This is a genomic window from Acinetobacter sp. HZNU-JH01 (assembly GCF_037996845.1).
Lineage (GTDB): Bacteria > Pseudomonadota > Gammaproteobacteria > Pseudomonadales > Moraxellaceae > Acinetobacter > Acinetobacter haemolyticus.
Genome location: NZ_JBBMZX010000001.1, coordinates 2,695,233 through 2,715,189, shown reverse-complemented (window position 1 = coordinate 2,715,189; position 19,957 = coordinate 2,695,233). Strand labels below are relative to the sequence as shown.

Below are 19,957 nucleotides of genomic sequence, written 5' to 3'. Positions count from 1 at the left end.
AACCTTAAAAAAACTTGAAAATGAAATTATCATAAAATTTCAATGCTTGACCAAAAGTGTACTCTTGAGTACACTTCAAAACACTCTACAACCCTTAAAATGGTTAAGCAAAAAAACTGAGGTTCGCATGCCGTACCTACTACTTTGTATTGGTTGCATTTTTTTAGTTTTAGGTGTGATTGGGCTGATTCACCCCTCTACATCAAACTTAGATCTTTTGAGTGTTCAAATGCTATTTGAACACCGTTTTTCCGTGCTTGATCATGTGGCGATCCTACTTTCTCAATTGGGCGGAATGCCCTTTTTAATCGTTTTAATTACATTTTTGTGCATATATCAAACTTGGATGAAAAATTATAAAAGTTTAGTTTTTATCGCATTGAGTGTAATCGGAAGTATTGCTATTGGTTGGCTCCTAAAATGGGGGATTGATCGACCTAGACCTTTAGAGTTTTATCATTTGGTCCAAAGCTATGGCGCCTCATTCCCAAGCGGTCATAGCCTTTACGCGGCAACCCTAGCGAGCTTAGCGTTGTTATTGTGTCAACAACATCGATATCGCCTATTTGTCATTTTAATCGCAACGTTATGGATTATGGTGATGGGTATATCAAGAGTCTACTTAGGAGTACATTACCCAACAGATGTGCTCTCAGGCTGGGGAATTGGATTAATTTGGACTTCGTTGCTTTGGTTATGGCTGTACCAAAGCAACTTCAACAACAATTTGTTTTTTAGATCAAAATCTAAATTGAGGTGGAACAATGATGTCGGCTAAGCTTTGGGCTCCTGCCCTAACTGCTTGCGCATTAGCAACAAGTATCGCGCTTGTTGGTTGTAGCAAAGATACAAATGATGCACAGCAAGCTGCTGCTGCACAAAAAATGCCACCTGCTGAGGTTGGTGTTATTGTAGCTCAACCGCAAAGTATTGAACAAAACGTTGAACTTTCAGGTCGAACATCTGCTTATCAAATTTCAGAAGTTCGCCCACAAACCAGTGGTGTGATCTTAAAACGCTTGTTTACCGAAGGCAGTTATGTCTCTGAAGGTCAAGCGCTTTATGAGCTTGATTCACGTGCAAATCGCGCAGCTTTAGACAATGCCAAAGCTGCACTTTTGCAACAACAAGCAAACCTAAGCTCATTACGTACCAAATTAAATCGTTATCAACAACTTGTTTCTAGCAACGCAGTCTCTAAACAAGAATACGATGACTTACTTGGTCAAGTACGTGTTTCCGAAGCGCAAGTTGCTGCTGCCCAAGCACAAGTGAAAAATGCAGAAGTTGATTTTGGTTATTCAACCATCCGCTCACCGATTTCTGGACAATCTGGTCGTTCATCCGTAACGGCTGGTGCGTTGGTGACTGCCAATCAAACTGCACCATTGGTCACGATTCAACAACTTGATCCAATCTACGTTGATATTAATCAATCCAGTGCGGAACTTTTGCGCTTACGTCAACAATTGAGCAAAGGCAGTTTAAGCAACAGCAATAACACCAAGGTAAAGTTAAAACTTGAAGATGGTTCAACCTATCCGATTGAAGGTCAATTAACCTTCTCAGATGCGTCTGTAAACCAAGATACAGGTACAGTTACTTTACGTGCTGTGTTCTCAAATCCAAATCATTTGCTGCTTCCTGGTATGTATACAACAGCACAAATTGTGCAAGGTCTTGTACCTAACGCTTATCTAATTCCTCAAGCGGCTGTAGCGCGCTTACCAACAGGACAAGCGACAGTCATGATCGTCAATGACAAAGGCGCTGTTGAAACTCGCCCTATTGATACAGCAGGTGTTCAAGGCCAAAACTGGATTGTTACCAATGGTCTTAAGGCTGGTGACAAGGTGATTGTTGAAGGCGTTGCTAAAGTCAAAGATGGCCAAGAAGTTTCAGCAAAACCTTATCAGGCCCAACCAGCAAATGAAAAGAATGCTGCGCAACCTGCTCAAGCAGAGCAAAAAGCAACTGTAAAAGCATAAGGGGCACATTGAATGGCTCAATTTTTTATCCATCGCCCCATATTTGCGTGGGTGATCGCATTAGTCATCATGTTGGCAGGGATATTAACCTTGTCAAAGATGCCTATTGCCCAGTATCCAACGATTGCTCCGCCAACCGTTACGATTTCTGCAACTTATCCGGGTGCATCAGCTGAAACTGTTGAAAACACCGTAACCCAGATCATTGAACAACAGATGAATGGTCTAGATGGTTTACGTTATATTTCATCAAACAGTTCTGGTAATGGTCAAGCATCGATCGAGCTTAACTTTGAGCAAGGTATCGATCCTGATATTGCACAAGTTCAAGTACAAAATAAATTGCAATCCGCAACAGCGCTTTTGCCTGAAGATGTACAACGTCAAGGTGTAACTGTTACTAAATCTGGTGCAAGTTTCTTACAAGTTCTTGCATTTTATTCACCAGATAACAGCATGTCTGACTCTGACATTAAAGACTATGTAAACTCATCAATCAAAGAACCGATTAGTCGTGTTGCTGGTGTTGGTGAAGTCCAAGTCTTTGGTGGTTCTTATGCGATGCGTATTTGGCTTGATCCAGCAAAACTGACCAACTATCAACTTACACCAAGTGATGTTGCTCGTGCATTACAAGCTCAAAACTCTCAAGTTGCTGTTGGTCAGCTCGGTGGTGCACCTGCGGTAAAAGATCAAGTGATCAATGCTACGGTGAATGCGCAAAGCTTATTGCAAACGCCTGAACAGTTTAAAAATATCTTCTTAAAAAACACAGCTTCTGGTGCTGAAGTTCGCTTAAAGGACGTTGCTCGAGTAGAGCTGGGTTCAGATACTTATGCATTTAACTCTATGTTTAATGGTAAACCTGCTGGTGGTCTTGCGATCAAGATGGCAACAGGTTCCAATGCACTTGATACCGCTGCTGCTGTTGAAGAGCGTTTAACTGAATTACGTAAGAATTACCCAGCAGGTCTTGAAGACAAACTGGCATATGACACCACACCATTTATCAAGCTCTCAATCGAAAGTGTTGTACACACACTGATTGAAGCAGTGATTTTGGTATTCATCGTGATGTTCCTGTTCTTACAGAACTGGCGTGCGACAATTATTCCAACTTTGGCGATCCCTGTGGTTGTACTCGGTACATTTGCAGTGATTAACATTTTTGGATTCTCGATCAATACTTTAACCATGTTTGCAATGGTGCTGGCGATTGGTCTACTAGTCGATGACGCGATTGTAGTGGTTGAGAACGTCGAACGTGTAATGACTGAAGAGCATACTGATCCTGTCACATCAACTGAAAAATCCATGAAACAAATCTCTGGTGCACTAATTGGTATCACCAGTGTATTAAGTGCGGTATTCGTACCGATGGCATTTTTTAGTGGTACGACTGGGGTAATTTATCGTCAGTTCTCGATCACGCTCGTTACGGCAATGGTTCTATCATTGATCGTTGCACTCACCTTTACCCCTGCTCTTTGTGCAACATTGTTAAAACAGCATGATCCAAATAAAGCACCGAGTAACAGTATTTTTGCTCGCTTCTTTAGATGGTTTAACCATAGCTTTGACCGCGTATCGCATGGCTATCAGAACGGCGTAAGTCGTATGTTAAAAGCCAAAATCTTTTCAGGTGTGCTCTATGCCGTTGTGATTGGCTTATTGGTGTTCATGTTCCAAAAACTCCCTTCTTCATTCCTACCAGAAGAAGATCAGGGTGTTGTCATGACATTAGTACAACTACCACCAAATGCAACGCTTGATCGTACCGATAAAGTTATTGATACCATGACCAACTTCTTTATGAAGGAAGAAGATACAGTTGAATCAATCTTTACTGTATCGGGCTTCTCATTTACAGGGATTGGTCAAAATGCAGGTATCGGCTTTATTAAGCTAAAAGACTGGAAGGATCGTACCACTGCAGAAACGCAAATTGGTGCACTGATTCAACGTGGTATGGCACTCAATATGATCGTCAAAGACGCATCATACATCATGCCATTACAGCTTCCAGCGATGCCTGAATTGGGTGTCACTGCTGGTTTCAACCTACAGTTGAAAGACTCAGCGGGTCAAGGTCACGAAAAACTGATTGCTGCACGTAATACAATTTTAGGTTTAGCATCTCAAGACAAACGACTAGTTGGCGTGCGTCCAAATGGTCAAGAAGATACACCGCAATATCAAATTATGATCGACCAAGCACAAGCGGGTGCAATGGGTGTTAGCATTGCTGACATCAACAGCACCATGAGCATGGCGTGGGGTGGTTCATATATTAATGACTTCATCGATCGTGGTCGTGTGAAGAAAGTTTATGTTCAAGGTGAAGCGGATAGCCGTATGATGCCTGAAGACTTAAACAAATGGTATGTGCGTAATAATGTAGGTGAAATGGTTCCGTTCTCTGCGTTTGCAACAGGTAAATGGACCTATGGTTCTCCTCGTCTTGAACGTTATAACGGCGTGTCATCGGTGAACATTCAAGGTACACCAGCACCAGGAACAAGTTCTGGTGACTCGATGAAAGCCATGGAAGAAATTATTGCGAAACTTCCATCTATGGGCTTACAAGGTTTCGATTATGAATGGACAGGCTTATCTCTCGAAGAACGTGAGTCTGGTGCTCAAGCGCCATTCCTTTATGCGCTTTCTTTGTTGATCGTATTCTTATGCTTAGCAGCATTATATGAAAGCTGGTCTATCCCGTTCTCTGTCTTACTTGTGGTTCCACTTGGTATTATCGGTGCGATTCTCTTAACTTACTTTGGTATGGTACTGAAGGATGATCCAAATCTTTCAAATAACATCTACTTCCAAGTGGCAATCATTGCTGTAATTGGTCTATCGGCTAAGAATGCGATCTTGATTGTAGAGTTTGCAAAAGACTTGCAAGAACAAGGTGAAGAGTTGCTAGAAGCAACATTGCACGCAGCAAAAATGCGTCTACGTCCAATTATTATGACAACACTTGCTTTCGGCTTTGGTGTACTGCCACTTGCACTCTCTTCTGGTGCAGGCGCAGGTAGTCAGCATTCCGTTGGTTACGGTGTCTTGGGTGGTGTAATCTCTTCAACACTTCTAGGTATTTTCTTCATCCCTGTATTCTTCGTGTGGATTCGTAGTATCTTTAAGTACAAACCAAAAACTATAAACATTCAGGAGCATAAATCGTGATGCAAACAGTATGGTCTATTTCAGGTCGTAGCATTGCGGTATCTGCACTTGCGCTTGCTTTGACTGCATGTCAAAGCATGCGCGGCCCAGAACCGGTCGTGAAAACCGATATTCCAGAAAGCTATGCATATAACAGCGCTTCTGGTCCTTCTATCGCAGAACAAGGTTATAAACAGTTCTTTTCCGATCCTCGTTTAATCGAAGTGATTGATTTAGCACTGACCAATAACCGTGATCTGCGTACTGCAGCGCTCAATATTGAACGTGCTCAACAACAGTATCGAATTACTGAAAACAATCAGCTTCCAACGATTGGTGCGAGTGGCAGTGCGATTCGTCAGGTTACACCTACACGTGATCCAAACAACCCATATTCAACTTATCAAGTAGGTTTGGGTGTCACTGCTTATGAGCTTGATTTTTGGGGTCGCGTGCGCAGCCTAAAAGATGCCGCTTTAGATAATTATCTAGCCACTCAAAGTGCACGTGATTCGACGCAAATCAGTTTGATTAGTCAAGTCACTCAAGCTTGGTTAAATTATTCATTTGCAACAGCGAACTTAAAACTTGCTGAGCAAACCTTTAAAGCGCAACAAGAGTCTTATAATCTGAACAAACGACGCTTTGATGTTGGTATCGACAGTGAAGTTCCGTTACGTCAGGCTCAGATCTCAGTTGAAACAGCACGCAATGACGTTGCAAATTACAAGACGCAAATTGCACAAGCAGCAAACTTACTGAATCTTCTAGTAGGTCAACCTGTACCGCAAAACTTGTTGCCTGTGCAACCTGTTAAACGTGTTACTCAGCAGAATGTATTTGCTACTGGTTTGCCAAGTGACTTACTGAACAACCGTCCAGATGTCAAAGCAGCCGAATATCAATTAAGTGCTGCCGGCGCCAATATTGGTGCGGCAAAAGCACAGTTGTTCCCAAGCATTAGCTTGACAGGTACTGCTGGCTACGCCTCAACTGATTTAAGTGATTTATTTAAGTCTGCAAATAGCATGTGGTCAATCGGGCCAAGCCTTGATATGCCAATTTTTGACTGGGGTACACGTCGTGCCAATGTCAAAATCTCTGAAACTGATCAGAAAATTGCATTGTCTAACTATGAAAAGTCTGTGCAATCTGCTTTCCGTGAAGTGAACGATGCCCTTGCAACACGCGCTAACATTGGTGAACGTCTTGCAGCACAACAACGTTTGGTTGAAGCCACCAATACAACTTATAAACTTTCAAATGCACGATTCCGTGCTGGGATTGATAGTTATTTGACTGTACTGGATGCGCAACGATCAGCATACGCAGCAGAACAAGGTTTATTGTTATTGCAACAAGCTGAACAGAACAATCAAATTGAACTGTACAAAACACTGGGCGGTGGTTTAAAAGCCTCAACCAATGAAACAGTCACACTTCAACCTTCAAGTTCTGAAAAGCACTACAACAAGTAGCAAATAGCCTTTCGGTTATTTTATAAAAAAGCTCACTGCAAATCAGTGAGCTTTTTTTATTGCAAGTTGAGTCAATATTTCTTATCTTCAAAAAGAATTTTTAATGGTCAAAAAATAATGTTATTGAGCAATTTAGAATCTGTACCCGGTCATACGATCTTACGCCAACTCGACGTCGTTTATGGCAGTACGGTACGCAGTAAACATGTCGGACGCGATTTTCTCGCGGGCTTAAAAAACATTGTTGGTGGCGAATTAACTGCGTATACCGAACTGTTAGAAGAATCTCGCCAAGAAGCCATGCAACGCATGATCGATAAAGCACAAAGTCTAGGTGCAAATGCAGTCGTTGGTATTCGTTTCTCAACATCGAGTATTACACAAGGCGCATCTGAGTTATTTGTCTACGGTACCGCCGTCGTGGTACAACCGATCGCACCTAAACTCCCCGATCCATTTAGCTCATAGGAATAACAAATGGATGGCTTAATTTTTCAGATTGTTATTTTTCTGATTTTATTCTCTGTAGGCTGGGGATTTGGTCGTTATAACGAACAAAAACACTTGAGAGAACTGGACGAAAATGAACGTCTATTGGCAGATATCCACATCGATAGTCGCCGCTTTGCAAGTAGTGAACATCCAGGGCACTTAATTAGCAGTAATGTCGTGATCTCACATGATTATTTTAAATTCATCCTTGCATCGATTAAAAATATTTTAGGTGGTCGCTTAATCAGTTATGAAAGTATCGTTGAACGCGCACGCCGAGAAGCGATTGTACGTTTGAAGCAACAAGCGAAAGCCATAGGTGGCCAACAAATTTTAGGGGTACGTTTAAGTACTACTGAAATGGGCATGCAAGGTGGCATGGTTGAAGTATTTGCTTATGGAACGGTGATTGTAGAGCCAAAATAATACGCCTTGCCGTCAAAAACCGCCTTGCACTTTATGCTTGGGATTTTATTTTAGACTTGTCTGAGTTATTACATGAGGGTTAAAGAAAAAATCAAACATAGAGACAAGGCGGCAAATATCCAATTCATTACGGACAATGCTTTTGGATATTTCTTTATCAAGATCGGCAATGTAATTAAGCACAGTATATAAATCAAAGGTGCGATGACCATGAGCCATCCAATCCACGCATATCCCCTCGCCCCTTCAAAATTAGAGACATTGTTTATCGTCACCAATAACAGCGCAACCAACCCAGCAATAAAAATACTCACCGGGACAGCAAATAACAGATAAAGAATAATTGAGAGAAGTGATACACGCTTTTTTATGAGTGAATGTGTCTCATTGGCATCACCTTTCATTTTCAACCTATTCTCTCCACTACTTCACTTTACTCTTACGGATCATTTTATATAACAAACTTGGAGATAAACGAGAGACGAGCACACCGAGTTGCTCTTTTTTACCACCAACAACAATGTATTCCTCTCCCGCCATCAATGATGTAACCACGCGCTCTGCAAAAATATCAGCGTCTAATCCATTCTCAATCGCTTCATCTTGATACCCTTGTGGCTTTCCTTCTCCATTTAAAGCATTAAAGGACACATTGGTTTTGACAAAACCAGGGAACACCACAGAAACCTGTACCCCCTGTTTTGCAACTTCGGCACGCAGACTATTCGCCCACATATGAATCGCAGCTTTTGCCGCAGAATAACTGGCTCGATATTGTGTCCCTAATAGTCCAGCAACACTCGAAACAAATACCACTCGACCTGATTTCTGTTTCAGGAAAGTCGGGAGCACCGTTTTGGTCAGAAATACTTGTGAAAAGTAATCCACCTCCATGATGGCACGTTCTGTTTGCATCGTTGTATCTTGGATCAAAGCACGCTGACTTAAGCCTGCATTGTTGATCAACCAGTCGATGCGTCCCTTACATGCCAATACTTGCTCATGTGCATGGCGGACTTGAGCTTCATCGGTAATGTCGGCAGCAATCGAAAGATGCTGTTCTGGCTTGAGTAATCCAACCCGTACCGCTTCTAATTCATCATAACGGCGTGAAGTGAGCACCACTTGTGCCCCTTGCAAGGCACATTCACGCGCCAAGGCTTTACCCAAACCCGAAGATGCTCCTGTTATCCATACCACTTTATTTTCAAGACTTTTTAGCTTTGCCATAACCTGTTCCCTCTATGCTTGATGACGCATAAACTTAAGGAAATAATCAATATAAGTTGATGCAACCTGATGATCGAGTTGAGTGCCTAATTTCTCTAAACGCTTATATCCTAAATGTGTCGTCATCGTAATCACGCCATTTAACGTTTTATCGACCACAAAATTGAACTTTAAACATTTTTTAGGTTCACGAATTAAGTGTGTCACACCTACATCAATCACTTCTGTTAACAGTCGTAATGCATTTGAGATTTCTTGTTGATCTCCAGCAGCCAGTTTTTGGCTTGATATTGCTACCTTTTGAGCCAGTTTCTGATCAATTGGATAAGTCATGTAAATGGTTTCATCTTCAATTTGCAATGTCTTAGACAGATATTCCACCAATGGCACTAAACGATCATTGCTGAAAAATGAGACTGACCACGGCATATATTTACGCACCGCTTCTAAGATTTGTTGAATCACTTTTTCAGATTCACCCGTTTGTGAATAGTGCTGATTCTCTTGTAATAGCACGATAAAAACTTGTTCGATGACCTCACAAGCCATTTCAGACAATACACTCCCCAAAGCATTGGCCTGACTATCCTTACTTCCTTGCAATAATTGCGTTCGAATATGAGCAAATCTTGCGTATGTATCCGCATGAATATTCAAAAAAACGGCGGTGTTCATTTTCTCAACCCTAATTTTTAGATCCATAAAAAAGAGGCTTTTTATCAGCCTCTTTTTATCCATCAATCTGTTTTTGTATCATTTTTGGCTTTCTGCACCCCGAATTTAACATATTCTATTCAGTATCAACATGCATAAATGCCAAAAAATGATTTACACAATCGGTCGCTGCATTTGAGTCCACCTGATTGCCCATTTTCTCTAAACGCTTATAGCTCAAATGCGCAGTCATATTAATCACACCATTTAAGGTCTTATCGACCACTTTATTGAAATTCAAACATTTTTTAGGCTCACGGATAAGACTTGTCACCCCAAGATCAACAATTTCAATCAACGTTTGGAACACATCCACCATATCTTGAATCTCATTATTTTTTAACTTATTGACCAATGCATGAGCTTGTTGAACTAAGTTTCGGTCAATCGGATATGACACATACACTTGTTCATCGTGATATTTGATCATATCTGAGAAATAATTCACAAAAGGACATAAACGTTCATTGCCAAACAAAGCAATCGACCACGGCATATATTTTCGAACTGCTGCAATAATCTGCTGAATCACTTTTTCAGATTCTGTCGCACTCTTTTGTGTGAGGTAGGTTGGTTGACGATTTTGAATGAGCAGCACTGAAAATACTTGCTCAACGATATCACAGGCAATTTCTGATAGTACTTCACCTAAAATACGTGACTGGCTTTCTTGAGTTCCTGAATTCAACTGTTGGCGAATCGTCTCAAACTGTCCATGTGTCACTTCATTAATTTTCAATAGAATTGAATAACTCATGAGAAGCATCCTTTTTTAGTTTTCGCATTTTTATTCTGTTGTTTTATGCATCTACATTTATTAATTATGTGATCCAATACTCATAAATTTAGCTTTTTTCAAATAAAAAACCAACGCATTTCGTCGGCTTTTTTAGATGAAAAACTTGATAGAATTTTTGCTACAATAGAACCAATTTTTTATTCATTTTTAATCTTCTGTATTATGACCGACGCTCAATCTGCTCAAAATATTGCAACAACCTACGATCCAACTGAGATCGAAAAAAAGTGGTATCAAATCTGGGAAGACAAAGGCTACTTTAAGCCATCAGGTCAAGGTGATTCATTTTGTATTATGATTCCACCGCCAAACGTCACGGGTAGCTTGCACATGGGGCATGGTTTTAACAATGCCATCATGGATGCTCTCACCCGCTATAACCGTATGTCTGGCAAAAATACCTTATGGCAACCGGGTACAGACCACGCAGGTATTGCAACGCAGATGGTTGTAGAACGTCAGCTTGGTGCACAAAACATTAGCCGTCATGACATGGGTCGTGAAAAGTTCATTGAAAAAATCTGGGAATGGAAAGAACAATCTGGCGGTACGATTACGCGTCAAATCCGTCGCTTAGGTTCTTCTGTAGACTGGTCTCGTGAACGTTTCACCATGGATGAAGGTTTATCTAATGCGGTAAAAGAAGTTTTCGTTAAGCTACACGAAGATGGTTTGATTTACCGTGGTAAACGCCTCGTAAACTGGGACCCGAAACTGCAAACGGCGCTTTCTGACCTTGAAGTTGAGTCAGATAAAGAAGAAGCAGGTTCGCTGTGGCACTTCAAATATTTCTTTGAAGACAAATCACTCCGTACGCATGATGGTAAAGATCACATCGTGGTTGCGACGACTCGTCCAGAAACATTACTCGGTGATACAGCTGTAGCTGTTGCACTTGATGATGAGCGTTATACGCACCTTGTTGGTCAGAACATCATTCTGCCAATTACAGGTCGTGCCGTTCCAATCGTTAAAGATGAATATGTCGACAAAGAATTCGGTACAGGCTGTGTAAAAATCACCCCTGCACACGACTTCAATGACTATGAAGTGGGCAAACGCTGCGAATTGCCAATCATCAATATCTTCAACAAAAATGCGGAAGTCTTGGCTGAGTTTGAATACATTGCCAAAGCGGGCGAGCAAATTTCTAAAACCATCGCTGCACCAGCAGACTACGTTGGTTTAGAGCGTTTTGCTGCACGTAAAAAATTGGTTGAACAAGCAGAAGCGGAAGGCTGGTTAGACCAAATTCAACCGTATACCTTGAAGCCACCACGCGGAGACCGTTCAGGTGTGATTGTTGAGCCATTATTGACAGATCAATGGTATGTGAAAATTGCACCACTTGCTGAGCCAGCTATTAAAGCGGTAAAAGATGGTGACATCAAATTTGTACCTGAGCAGTACAGCAACATGTACATGGCATGGATGAACAACATTCAAGACTGGTGTATTTCACGTCAGCTTTGGTGGGGTCACCGTATTCCAGCTTGGTACGATGCTGAAGGTAATGTCTTCGTGGGTCGTGACGAAGCAGAAGTCCGTGCCAAAAATAATATCCCTGCTGATGTTACATTGAACCAAGATGAAGACGTATTGGATACATGGTTCTCATCTGCACTTTGGACGTTCTCAACTTTGGGTTGGACTGGTGATGCCAAGAAAGATGCAGAAAACTATTTCCTCAATACCTTCCACCCGACTGATGTGTTGGTGACAGGTTTTGACATTATCTTCTTCTGGGTGGCGCGCATGATCATGATGACCATGCACTTCATGAAGAATGAAGATGGCACGCCACAAGTTCCGTTCAAAACTGTGTATGTACATGGTTTAGTTCGTGATGGCGAAGGTCAGAAGATGTCTAAATCTAAAGGCAACGTACTTGACCCATTAGACCTCATTGACGGAGTAGACCTTGAAACCTTGGTACAAAAACGTACTACAGGTCTGATGAATCCGAAACAAGCAGCGAAGATTGAAAAATCAACGCGTAAAGAATTCCCAGAGGGTATTCAAGCTTACGGTACAGATGCGGTTCGTTTCACTTTCTGTGCGCTTGCCAACACAGGTCGTGACATTAAGTTCGACATGAAACGCGTTGAAGGCTACCGTAACTTCTGTAACAAGATCTGGAACGCGACCCGTTTCGTATTGATGAATGTGGAAGGTCAAACTGTTGGTCAAGAAGCTCGTCCTGATCTTTGGGAACTGCCTGAACAATGGATCATGAGCCGTCTGCAAAAAGCAGAAGCTGCGGTACACCAAGCATTCGCCACTTATCGTTTAGACCTTGCTGCGCAAGCGATCTATGACTTTATCTGGAATGAATACTGTGACTGGTACGTTGAGTTAACCAAACCGGTTCTGAACGATGCCAATGTATCAGAAGAGCGTAAAGCCGAAGTTCGCCGTGTATTACTTGCGGTGATGGAAGCGTCTTTACGTTTAGCTCATCCGTTGATGCCGTATTTGACTGAAGAAATCTGGCAAACGCTTGCGCCAATGTTAGGCAAAGGCGGTGCAACGATTATGACTGCGCAATACCCTGTTCCTGATCAAGCAAAAGTGAATGATCAAGCTGAAGCAGATATGCAGTGGTTACAAGGCCTGATTGGTGCGGTACGTAATATCCGTGGTGAAATGGGCTTGGGTAATGCGCGTTTATTGCCGGTATTGCTGCAAAACATTTCTGATGCTGAACGTGAGCAAATCACGCGCATCGAAGCGTTATTTAAGGCATTGGCGAAAGTTGAAAGCATTACCTTCCTGGCACAAGGCGAAGAACCACCGCTTTCTTCTTCAAGTGTTGTCGGTCATGCATCGGTATTTGTACCAATGAAAGGCTTGATTGATCCGAAAGCTGAATTGGGTCGTTTGCAGAAGGACTTGGATAAGGTTCAAAAGCAACATGACCAAATCGCAACTAAACTTTCTAACGAAGGTTTTGTTGCTAAAGCACCAGCAGCCGTAGTTGAAGGTGAAAAAGTGAAATTAGCTGAGTTTGCTGATCAGTTAAGCAAAATTAAAGCAAGTATGGAGCAAATTGCTGCGCTGTAACACTTTAATTTAATTAGCATTTAAGTTAGAATCCCTTTCAAATTTGAGGGGGATTTTATGCCAATCATATATCAATTAGAACAAAATAAAAATATTCTTAAATTTATAGACAATGATTTTGAATTACAAAATACCAATATATTTACTTTTTTAGTGGGTAAAAACTCTGTTGGTAAAAGTCGACTTTTAAGAAGTCTTATAATTCATGCATTAGAAGAAGATAAATTTGATAAAGTTTTAGCTCTTTCTAACACTCAATATCATAAATTCCCTTCCTACCGTGATCTTCCAAATAAAGAGCAGATATCAAACAACAAATATACCAGACTAGCTTTTGAAGCTAGAACACCTATTTACTCTGGTGGCTATGATTACAGAAAAAAAATAAATAATTTTTCAAAAAAAAACTATCATTATCTTTTTAATTTTTTTGACGAAAATAATATTAAATTTCATAAGAACCTAAATACGAACCTTAACTTCGCTCAATCCTTTGAATCATTTTTAACTCAATTCTCTTTTAAAGAAAAACCATATTATAATCTATTGACAATTTTAGACTTCTTAAAACTAGATCACTATGTGAAATGTACAATTCTACCAACCAATAGCTTTAAAACAGAAGATTTAAATATTAAAATTAATAATTACTTTAATAATTCTAAAAACATTACAAGTGAAGAGTATGAAATATTTAGACGTTTAAAAGATAGCTTATATGATTTAAAAAATTTAAGAAGCTTTGACTTACTTCACTTATCTTTATACGAGCTTGAAAGTATATCATTCTTAATAGAATCAGGACTCGTTAGAATTTATAAAGTATCCTTTTCTAAAGATAAAAAAATATTTAATTATACAGATTTAAGCTCTGGAGAACTTGCTGTTTTAAGTTTAGTTTTAGGATTGACAGCTACAATCACTGATAATTCATTAGTATGCATAGATGAGCCAGAAATAAATTTACACCCACAGTGGCAAGAAAAAATTATTGAACTTATTGAGTTAGTATCTGAAAACTATTATGGATGTCATTTTTTTATTGCAACTCACTCTCCACAACTCATATCCGGAATATCAGAAAAAAATAGCTTTATTCTTGATTTAACTAATAATTCATTAAAAACGATTGAAAGTTTTAAAAATAGATCATCTGATTTTCAACTATCAGAGGTTTTTAATTTCCCTGGAAAAAATAATGAATATTTAATTAGAAAACTTATTCTTCTATTGAATAAACTAAACAATGAAGAGGACTTTATACTAAACACCGAATCAAATAATTTTCTTAAACATATAAATAAATTATTAAAAGAAGAAAAAATAGACCAAGAGGATAAAGTTAGAATTCTTTTCAATCTCGTAAATAGCTATAGGGATTAAAATGGAAATTTTTCAAATTCCTACTGAGCTACAAGATTTTATTAATAGATATGATAAGAAAAGTTATCAACTATGGAATGACGAGAAGAATAAAGATGTTAATAATTTTCGTAGATTAATTAGGAATCACTATGTTTCTGATCAGAAATTTACTTGTTTTTACTGTAAACAATATATTTTTTCTACAAATGGTTTACATTGGCAAGTCGAACATATTTTACCTAAATCCATATTTCCCCAATTTCTTTTTGAACCTAGAAATTTAATTATTATTTGCCCTGATTGTAATCATGAGAAAGGAGACCAAAATCCCCATACTGAAGGAGTGAGGGCTTGTAATCGTCCAAATTACCCAAGTACAAGTAGTAGATTTAAGATTATTCATCCTTTATTTGATAAGTATGAAGAACATATTGAACGTGTACCTGCGAATCATTGTGAATATCCTGATCATTATTTTCTCAAAGCCCATACACCGAAAGGAAAAGCAACTGCCAAAATGTGTGATTTAAACCGTTTTTATCAAGAATTTGCGGGTTACAAAGATATGAAAGGTAAACAAGTTTCGAGCTTAGATAATTTTATAGAAAAAGATTTGAATGATCTTACAAAAGAACAAAAAATAGAGTTAGTTCAGAGAATTATGGCATCCATGTAACTTTTTGGCATCTTATATAGAAATGTTACGTGACATATAAAATTTAAATTTCTGCTCAATAGTCTATGAGTTATTCTCTTTCTTAGGAAAAAATACTTAAAAAATCAAAGCACCCCATGCCCCAACAACATCTCTACTCCACTCACTTTTTTCATATGCTTTAATCGTTCCTTTTCCCATTTCACCTGCTGCTTTAACTCAGCACAGTCCGCATCTATCGCTTTATACACATCGCTGATATGCAGATGCTCGGCTTTTACTTTTTTCGCCAACTGAAAAGAATCTAAAATCTCTTCAATTTGACTTTCAAGCTGCTGACTTTGTGCATCCAAAGCCAGTTTATAAAACTTCACTTGCTCCGCTGATAGCTCTTTAGTTCCTACACCTCTATTCTGTTCAAGCTGTAACTGGAGTTTGAGCAAATAAAACAAATCCTGCTGTTCATACGCCTGACTCGCTTGCTGAAACAATTCGGTTTTTTCTGCTTTCTTAGTTTCATCTTGCTCACGGTCAGGATGAATCATGGCAGCTATTTTTAAATACACCGTTTTAAGTGATTGTGCTGCCAGTTGCTCAGCTTGTTCACGTTTCTGTTGCTGGCGTAACTGCTTAGCTTTCTCTCTTGCTTGTTGTTGTTCCGCAGCATATTGCTCAAAGTCTTCTTCTAGTTCACTCGCTTGTTTTGCATGTTGTTCGATACTCTGCTCAGAGGATGCTTGATACTCAAACTTTTCTGACTGTGCTTTTTTAGACTTTTTAACAGATTGTTGAGTATGTTGTTGATAAAAAGTATCGATCTGCTTCACAAGTGAGAGCTGTACTTCATTCAACATTTGTGAACGTTTCAACATACGGGCAAGTTGTGCGATTTTCTCATCGAGTTGCTGCATATCCGCTTTGGAAAACTCATGCTGTTGTAACAGCATCCAAAGCTGATCTAACTGCTGAAACAGGATTTCATGCAGCTCGCTATACACAGGCATCAGCTTTTGCCGTGTGTGCTGTTGAATCTCAGCTTGTGCATTCTGCCATGCAGCAAGGCTGATTTTTTGCTGTTCTATTTGATCAATCAGGCGATTCAGCTTTTTCTGCTGTGGTGAAGGTTCATCTTTAGATGATCGGCTTATTTTTATATCGAAAGACATGCAACAGAAGAAGATAAAACAGAAGGTCGTAGTGTAACAGATCACCCCGATCTGCTACATCACTAAGCAGGCAATTAAGCTCCAATCACTCGGTTACGACCTTGTGCTTTAGCTTGATACAAATATTGGTCGGCACGACGCATCGCAGCCTGTGCATCACTATCCCCAGCCTGTACCACACTCACTCCGATGCTGATGGAAATTGGGTGATGATCCAAAATAGGCGCATTTTCTACCGCCTGTCGCAGATTTTCCGCCAAAGCTACTGCCCCTTCAAGCGATGTAGCAGGTAACAACACTACAAACTCTTCACCACCATAACGGGCAACAAAGTCAGACTCACGCACCGTCGAGGACAACTGTTGCGCTACGCTTTTCAGAACAAAGTCGCCTACTTCGTGCCCATATTGATCATTCACTTTTTTGAAGAAATCGACATCCATTAACAACACCGCATAAGCCAAATGACTTCGTGCAAACTGTGCGTACAAATAATCTAAATAATCCGTGAGTGCGTGTCGGTTATATAATTCCGTTAATGCGTCGTACCGAGCCAATTTTTCTAATTCAATATTGGCTTGTTCGAGTTCCTGCGTGCGTTCTTGTACCTTTTGTTCAAGCGTGATATTGGCATCCATGAGCTGATGTTTTTGGGTTAACAGCGTTTTAGTCATGCTATTTAAAGACTGTGATAAACCTGTAATTTCTCGAATACTACTATTTACCTCAAAATGAACATCTTCTTGTCCCTCTTCGACCGCATGTGCACTTTTCGCTAAATTTTCAATTGGACGGCTAAAACGATTGGCTAAGCGATAAGTGAGAGTAAGCATGAATAAGGTGACGATTAAACCAATCAGCACAATTTGTTGCTGTAAAGCACGAACCTCCGCAAGTGCTGTAGACACGGGTTGACGGATTATGACATGCCATCCTAAGCTCATTTCTGTATCTGAGATCACAGCAACATCTGTGGTCAAATACTTCTGTCCCTCATTCCAAGTATCAACAAAATAATGATTGTGCTGCTGCGAGATCGCAGATAATTGAACTTATCCAATACTTTTATAGGGATAAAGAATCTCCCCTTGCTTATTGACAATAAATACCTCGATGCCTTTTTCAGCTGCATCTTCTGGCAAAGCTGTTTTTAAAACTTGCTGAGCCCAACTCCAATCTGCATGTGCGGCCAAAACACCTTTCAATACTTTGGTATTTGGGTCGTAGATTGGCGTTGCAAAATCAATAAAACGCATGGGTTCATTGGGATTAATGGCTTTTAATTTTTTCGCAAGCAGAACTGCTTCATGTACATCGCCCAAATAAACATGTTTCAAGCCTTCAATAAACCATGGTCTTGCTGAAACATCTGCCCCTTCTAGTAGTTTATTGGCCGCAACTTCTACTTTCCCACTAGGGTTTGCAATTCCTAACCATGGATAATACTTATACGACTGTTGTACTTGATCGAGTTTCAATTGCAGTTTAGGATTTTTAAAGTCGGTATCTATAAAAAATGGAGACTCACTTAAAAGCACCATCTCCCGCTCGCGTTCTGTCAGAGAATTTGCCAAAGTATTGCTAATATTTTTTGCCGTCGCGTACAGCGTTTGACCACTGGATTGAGTCATTTGCGCTGAGGCTTTATATCCAATATACAAGGTAATACACAACCCTAGAATAAGGGCCATGCCTGCAAATACAATCAGTAAACGATTACGAAAGGTGTCGATTTGGAACATATTCTTTTTCATTGCACCCTATCGCAAATGATTTTTTGATCTCTCAAATATATCAGGTATTTTTTATGAATTATGTTCGGATTCGATGAACTACTCATTAAAATCAAATAAATTTGATCGCAACTGATTCAGACTTCTACACTAAATCCAACAAAGTGCAAACTCATGCTCTCAAGTGTTTTATTGATGCAAATGATTCGCCTTCCTTTGTATCAATCTTTAAGGCCCTATGCTTTTCAGACAACACGCACCAATTTTCATCATATTTACAATTTATTTTCTAAATTGGTGCGTTTTTTGCATCACAAAATCCATCAAATTGAGTTGTGACGCTACAGCTTGAGTTTTTAGATTTACTAAATCTATTTTGGTGCAAAAAATGAATCAAATACTCGCACCAAAATAAAATTTAGCACTTTTTTTGAGCACCACTATGCAAAACGTAGATCTATTTTTCTTACTGCTCGGTGCAGTACTGGTTTTGGCAATGCATGCAGGCTTTGCATTTTTAGAGCTAGGCACCGTTCGTCACAAAAACCAAGTCAATGCACTCAGTAAAATTCTGACTGACTTTGCAATTTCCGCAATTGCCTACTTCTTTGTTGGTTATTGGATTGCCTATGGACAAAACTTTTTTCATGCAGGTGAAGTTTTAGCTGCTGATCATGGTTATAACCTGATGCGTTGCTTCTTCTTATTAACCTTTGCTGCTGCCATTCCAGCGATTGTCTCTGGGGGTATTGCTGAACGTGCCAAAATGCGTTCACAAGCGATCGCAACTTTACTTTTAGTTGCCCTGATCTACCCGTTCTTTGAAGGGATGATTTGGAATGGAAACTATGGTTTCCAAAAATGGCTTGAAAGCTCTTTTGGTGCAACTTTCCATGATTTCGCTGGTTCTGTAGTTGTACACGCGATGGGTGGATGGATTGCCTTAGCTGCGGTGATCTTGTTAGGTGCGCGTAATGGTCGTTATAAAAATGACGGTCGTGTTAGTGCTCACCCTCCTTCATCTATTCCATTCCTAGCTTTGGGTTCATGGATTTTGATCGTAGGTTGGTTTGGCTTCAACGTAATGAGTGCTCAACGTGTTGATGCTATCTCTGGCTTAGTTGCGATCAACTCATTAATGGCGATGGTTGGTGGTACTTTGGCAGCAAACTTTATGGGTAAAAATGACCCAGGCTTCTTGCACAATGGTCCTTTGGCTGGTTTAGTAGCGATCTGTGCTGGCTCTGACATCGTGCATCCTATCGGTGCATTGGTTATCGGTGGAGCTGCTGGTGGCATGTTCGTTTATCTATTTACTTACACGCAAAACAAACTCAAAGTCGACGATGTCTTGGGGGTTTGGCCATTACATGGTGTCTGTGGTGCTTTTGGGGGTATTGCGGCAGGTATCTTTGGTCAGCAAGCGCTTGGCGGTTTGGGTGGAGTATCGATTATTTCTCAAATCATCGGGACTGGCTTAGGTGTTGCTATCGCATTGGTAGGTGGTTTTGTCGTATATGGCATTTTAAAAGTCACTATGGGCATCCGTTTATCTCAAGAAGATGAGTATCGTGGTGCTGACCTTTCGATTCATAAGATTTCAGCGAATTCTGAAGAATCAATGTTTTAAGTTTTAATGTTTTATGCGGCGGAAACGCCGCTTTTTTTATGTCAATTTTA

The 19,957-nt window shown here is 40.0% G+C and carries 17 protein-coding genes; 10 read left to right on the top strand and 7 right to left on the bottom strand.

The genetic code is table 11. The annotated features are described in order from the left end of the window. Positions 1 to 127: 127 nt before the first annotated feature. From AAC851_RS12900 to AAC851_RS12875, 6 genes are all read left to right on the top strand, one after another. Entirely contained in the window at positions 128 to 778 is a 651-nt protein-coding gene (locus AAC851_RS12900; RefSeq protein ID WP_005083047.1) for a phosphatase PAP2 family protein, read from the top strand. Beyond that, positions 765 to 1,988: an AdeA/AdeI family multidrug efflux RND transporter periplasmic adaptor subunit gene (locus tag AAC851_RS12895; protein ID WP_262443705.1), complete on the top strand. Its 1,224-nt coding sequence runs from the start codon at positions 765 to 767 to the stop codon at positions 1,986 to 1,988. The genes AAC851_RS12900 and AAC851_RS12895 overlap by 14 nt, the downstream gene beginning before the upstream one ends. 12 nt (positions 1,989 to 2,000) lie before the next feature. Continuing rightward, positions 2,001 to 5,177, top strand: coding sequence for a multidrug efflux RND transporter permease subunit AdeJ (adeJ, locus tag AAC851_RS12890; protein WP_075314993.1), 3,177 nt, complete (start codon positions 2,001 to 2,003; stop codon positions 5,175 to 5,177). After that, positions 5,177 to 6,634, top strand: a complete 1,458-nt coding sequence (gene adeK / locus AAC851_RS12885; protein ID WP_004640437.1) for a multidrug efflux RND transporter AdeIJK outer membrane channel subunit AdeK — start codon at positions 5,177 to 5,179, stop codon at positions 6,632 to 6,634. The genes adeJ and adeK overlap by 1 nt, the downstream gene beginning before the upstream one ends. Positions 6,635 to 6,751: 117 nt before the next feature. Further along, positions 6,752 to 7,102: a YbjQ family protein gene (locus AAC851_RS12880; RefSeq protein ID WP_005083051.1), complete on the top strand. Its 351-nt coding sequence runs from the start codon at positions 6,752 to 6,754 to the stop codon at positions 7,100 to 7,102. A gap of 9 nt (positions 7,103 to 7,111) precedes the next feature. Then, complete coding sequence (locus AAC851_RS12875) at positions 7,112 to 7,552, top strand: YbjQ family protein (protein WP_005089404.1); 441 nt, start codon at positions 7,112 to 7,114, stop codon at positions 7,550 to 7,552. Between the two features lie 68 nt (positions 7,553 to 7,620). On the opposite strand, the gene AAC851_RS12870 is transcribed toward AAC851_RS12875, so the two are convergent. The 4 genes from AAC851_RS12870 to AAC851_RS12855 form a co-directional block, all read right to left on the bottom strand. Next, complete coding sequence (locus AAC851_RS12870; RefSeq protein WP_017394989.1) at positions 7,621 to 7,956, bottom strand: hypothetical protein; 336 nt, start codon at positions 7,954 to 7,956, stop codon at positions 7,621 to 7,623. Between the two features lie 19 nt (positions 7,957 to 7,975). Further along, positions 7,976 to 8,782, bottom strand: coding sequence for an SDR family NAD(P)-dependent oxidoreductase (locus tag AAC851_RS12865; RefSeq protein WP_340600932.1), 807 nt, complete (start codon positions 8,780 to 8,782; stop codon positions 7,976 to 7,978). 12 nt (positions 8,783 to 8,794) lie between these two features. After that, the gene (locus AAC851_RS12860) at positions 8,795 to 9,457 is read right to left on the bottom strand and encodes a hypothetical protein (protein WP_340600931.1); all 663 of its coding nucleotides are present in this window, start codon (positions 9,455 to 9,457) and stop codon (positions 8,795 to 8,797) included. A 115-nt stretch (positions 9,458 to 9,572) separates the two neighbouring features. Continuing rightward, positions 9,573 to 10,253 (bottom strand): hypothetical protein, encoded by a 681-nt coding sequence (locus tag AAC851_RS12855; RefSeq protein WP_340600930.1) that lies wholly within the window; start codon positions 10,251 to 10,253, stop codon positions 9,573 to 9,575. Positions 10,254 to 10,457: 204 nt separating this feature from the next. Here AAC851_RS12855 and AAC851_RS12850 point away from each other — a divergent pair, with 204 nt between their 5' ends. From AAC851_RS12850 to AAC851_RS12840, 3 genes are read left to right on the top strand one after another with little or no spacing between them, the layout of a single operon-like run. After that, positions 10,458 to 13,358: a valine--tRNA ligase gene (locus AAC851_RS12850; RefSeq protein ID WP_340600929.1), complete on the top strand. Its 2,901-nt coding sequence runs from the start codon at positions 10,458 to 10,460 to the stop codon at positions 13,356 to 13,358. Between the two features lie 57 nt (positions 13,359 to 13,415). Further along, on the top strand, positions 13,416 to 14,741 hold the full coding sequence (locus AAC851_RS12845) for an ATP-binding protein (protein WP_004963677.1): 1,326 nt from the start codon (positions 13,416 to 13,418) through the stop codon (positions 14,739 to 14,741). A 1-nt stretch (position 14,742) separates the two neighbouring features. Further along, positions 14,743 to 15,399 carry an HNH endonuclease gene (locus AAC851_RS12840; RefSeq protein ID WP_004963679.1) on the top strand — a complete coding sequence of 219 codons (657 nt, stop codon included), beginning with the start codon at positions 14,743 to 14,745 and terminating at the stop codon, positions 15,397 to 15,399. A gap of 104 nt (positions 15,400 to 15,503) precedes the next feature. Here the strand turns inward: AAC851_RS12840 and AAC851_RS12835 are convergent, their stop codons facing one another. The 3 genes from AAC851_RS12835 to AAC851_RS12825 form a co-directional block, all read right to left on the bottom strand. Beyond that, entirely contained in the window at positions 15,504 to 16,544 is a 1,041-nt protein-coding gene (locus AAC851_RS12835; protein ID WP_004963683.1) for a hypothetical protein, read from the bottom strand. Between the two features lie 74 nt (positions 16,545 to 16,618). Then, on the bottom strand, positions 16,619 to 17,524 hold the full coding sequence (locus tag AAC851_RS12830; protein ID WP_004963686.1) for a GGDEF domain-containing protein: 906 nt from the start codon (positions 17,522 to 17,524) through the stop codon (positions 16,619 to 16,621). A 72-nt stretch (positions 17,525 to 17,596) separates the two neighbouring features. Then, on the bottom strand, positions 17,597 to 18,298 hold the full coding sequence (locus AAC851_RS12825) for a cache domain-containing protein (RefSeq protein ID WP_004963689.1): 702 nt from the start codon (positions 18,296 to 18,298) through the stop codon (positions 17,597 to 17,599). A gap of 421 nt (positions 18,299 to 18,719) precedes the next feature. Here AAC851_RS12825 and AAC851_RS12820 point away from each other — a divergent pair, with 421 nt between their 5' ends. Then, positions 18,720 to 19,907, top strand: coding sequence for an ammonium transporter (locus tag AAC851_RS12820; RefSeq protein ID WP_004908475.1), 1,188 nt, complete (start codon positions 18,720 to 18,722; stop codon positions 19,905 to 19,907). Positions 19,908 to 19,957 lie beyond the last annotated feature (50 nt).

Excerpts from the sequence above, each read along its gene's own strand:
- AAC851_RS12900 (WP_005083047.1), top strand. The coding sequence starts at position 128 with ATGCCGTACCTACTACTTTGTATTGGTTGCATTTTTTTAGTTTTAGGT.
- AAC851_RS12895 (WP_262443705.1), top strand. The coding sequence starts at position 765 with ATGATGTCGGCTAAGCTTTGGGCTCCTGCCCTAACTGCTTGCGCATTA.
- adeJ (WP_075314993.1), top strand. The coding sequence starts at position 2,001 with ATGGCTCAATTTTTTATCCATCGCCCCATATTTGCGTGGGTGATCGCA.
- adeK (WP_004640437.1), top strand. The coding sequence starts at position 5,177 with ATGCAAACAGTATGGTCTATTTCAGGTCGTAGCATTGCGGTATCTGCA.
- AAC851_RS12880 (WP_005083051.1), top strand. The coding sequence starts at position 6,752 with ATGTTATTGAGCAATTTAGAATCTGTACCCGGTCATACGATCTTACGC.
- AAC851_RS12875 (WP_005089404.1), top strand. The coding sequence starts at position 7,112 with ATGGATGGCTTAATTTTTCAGATTGTTATTTTTCTGATTTTATTCTCT.
- AAC851_RS12870 (WP_017394989.1), bottom strand. The coding sequence starts at position 7,956 with ATGAAAGGTGATGCCAATGAGACACATTCACTCATAAAAAAGCGTGTA.
- AAC851_RS12865 (WP_340600932.1), bottom strand. The coding sequence starts at position 8,782 with ATGGCAAAGCTAAAAAGTCTTGAAAATAAAGTGGTATGGATAACAGGA.
- AAC851_RS12860 (WP_340600931.1), bottom strand. The coding sequence starts at position 9,457 with ATGAACACCGCCGTTTTTTTGAATATTCATGCGGATACATACGCAAGA.
- AAC851_RS12855 (WP_340600930.1), bottom strand. The coding sequence starts at position 10,253 with ATGAGTTATTCAATTCTATTGAAAATTAATGAAGTGACACATGGACAG.
- AAC851_RS12850 (WP_340600929.1), top strand. The coding sequence starts at position 10,458 with ATGACCGACGCTCAATCTGCTCAAAATATTGCAACAACCTACGATCCA.
- AAC851_RS12845 (WP_004963677.1), top strand. The coding sequence starts at position 13,416 with ATGCCAATCATATATCAATTAGAACAAAATAAAAATATTCTTAAATTT.
- AAC851_RS12840 (WP_004963679.1), top strand. The coding sequence starts at position 14,743 with ATGGAAATTTTTCAAATTCCTACTGAGCTACAAGATTTTATTAATAGA.
- AAC851_RS12835 (WP_004963683.1), bottom strand. The coding sequence starts at position 16,544 with ATGTCTTTCGATATAAAAATAAGCCGATCATCTAAAGATGAACCTTCA.
- AAC851_RS12825 (WP_004963689.1), bottom strand. The coding sequence starts at position 18,298 with ATGAAAAAGAATATGTTCCAAATCGACACCTTTCGTAATCGTTTACTG.
- AAC851_RS12820 (WP_004908475.1), top strand. The coding sequence starts at position 18,720 with ATGCAAAACGTAGATCTATTTTTCTTACTGCTCGGTGCAGTACTGGTT.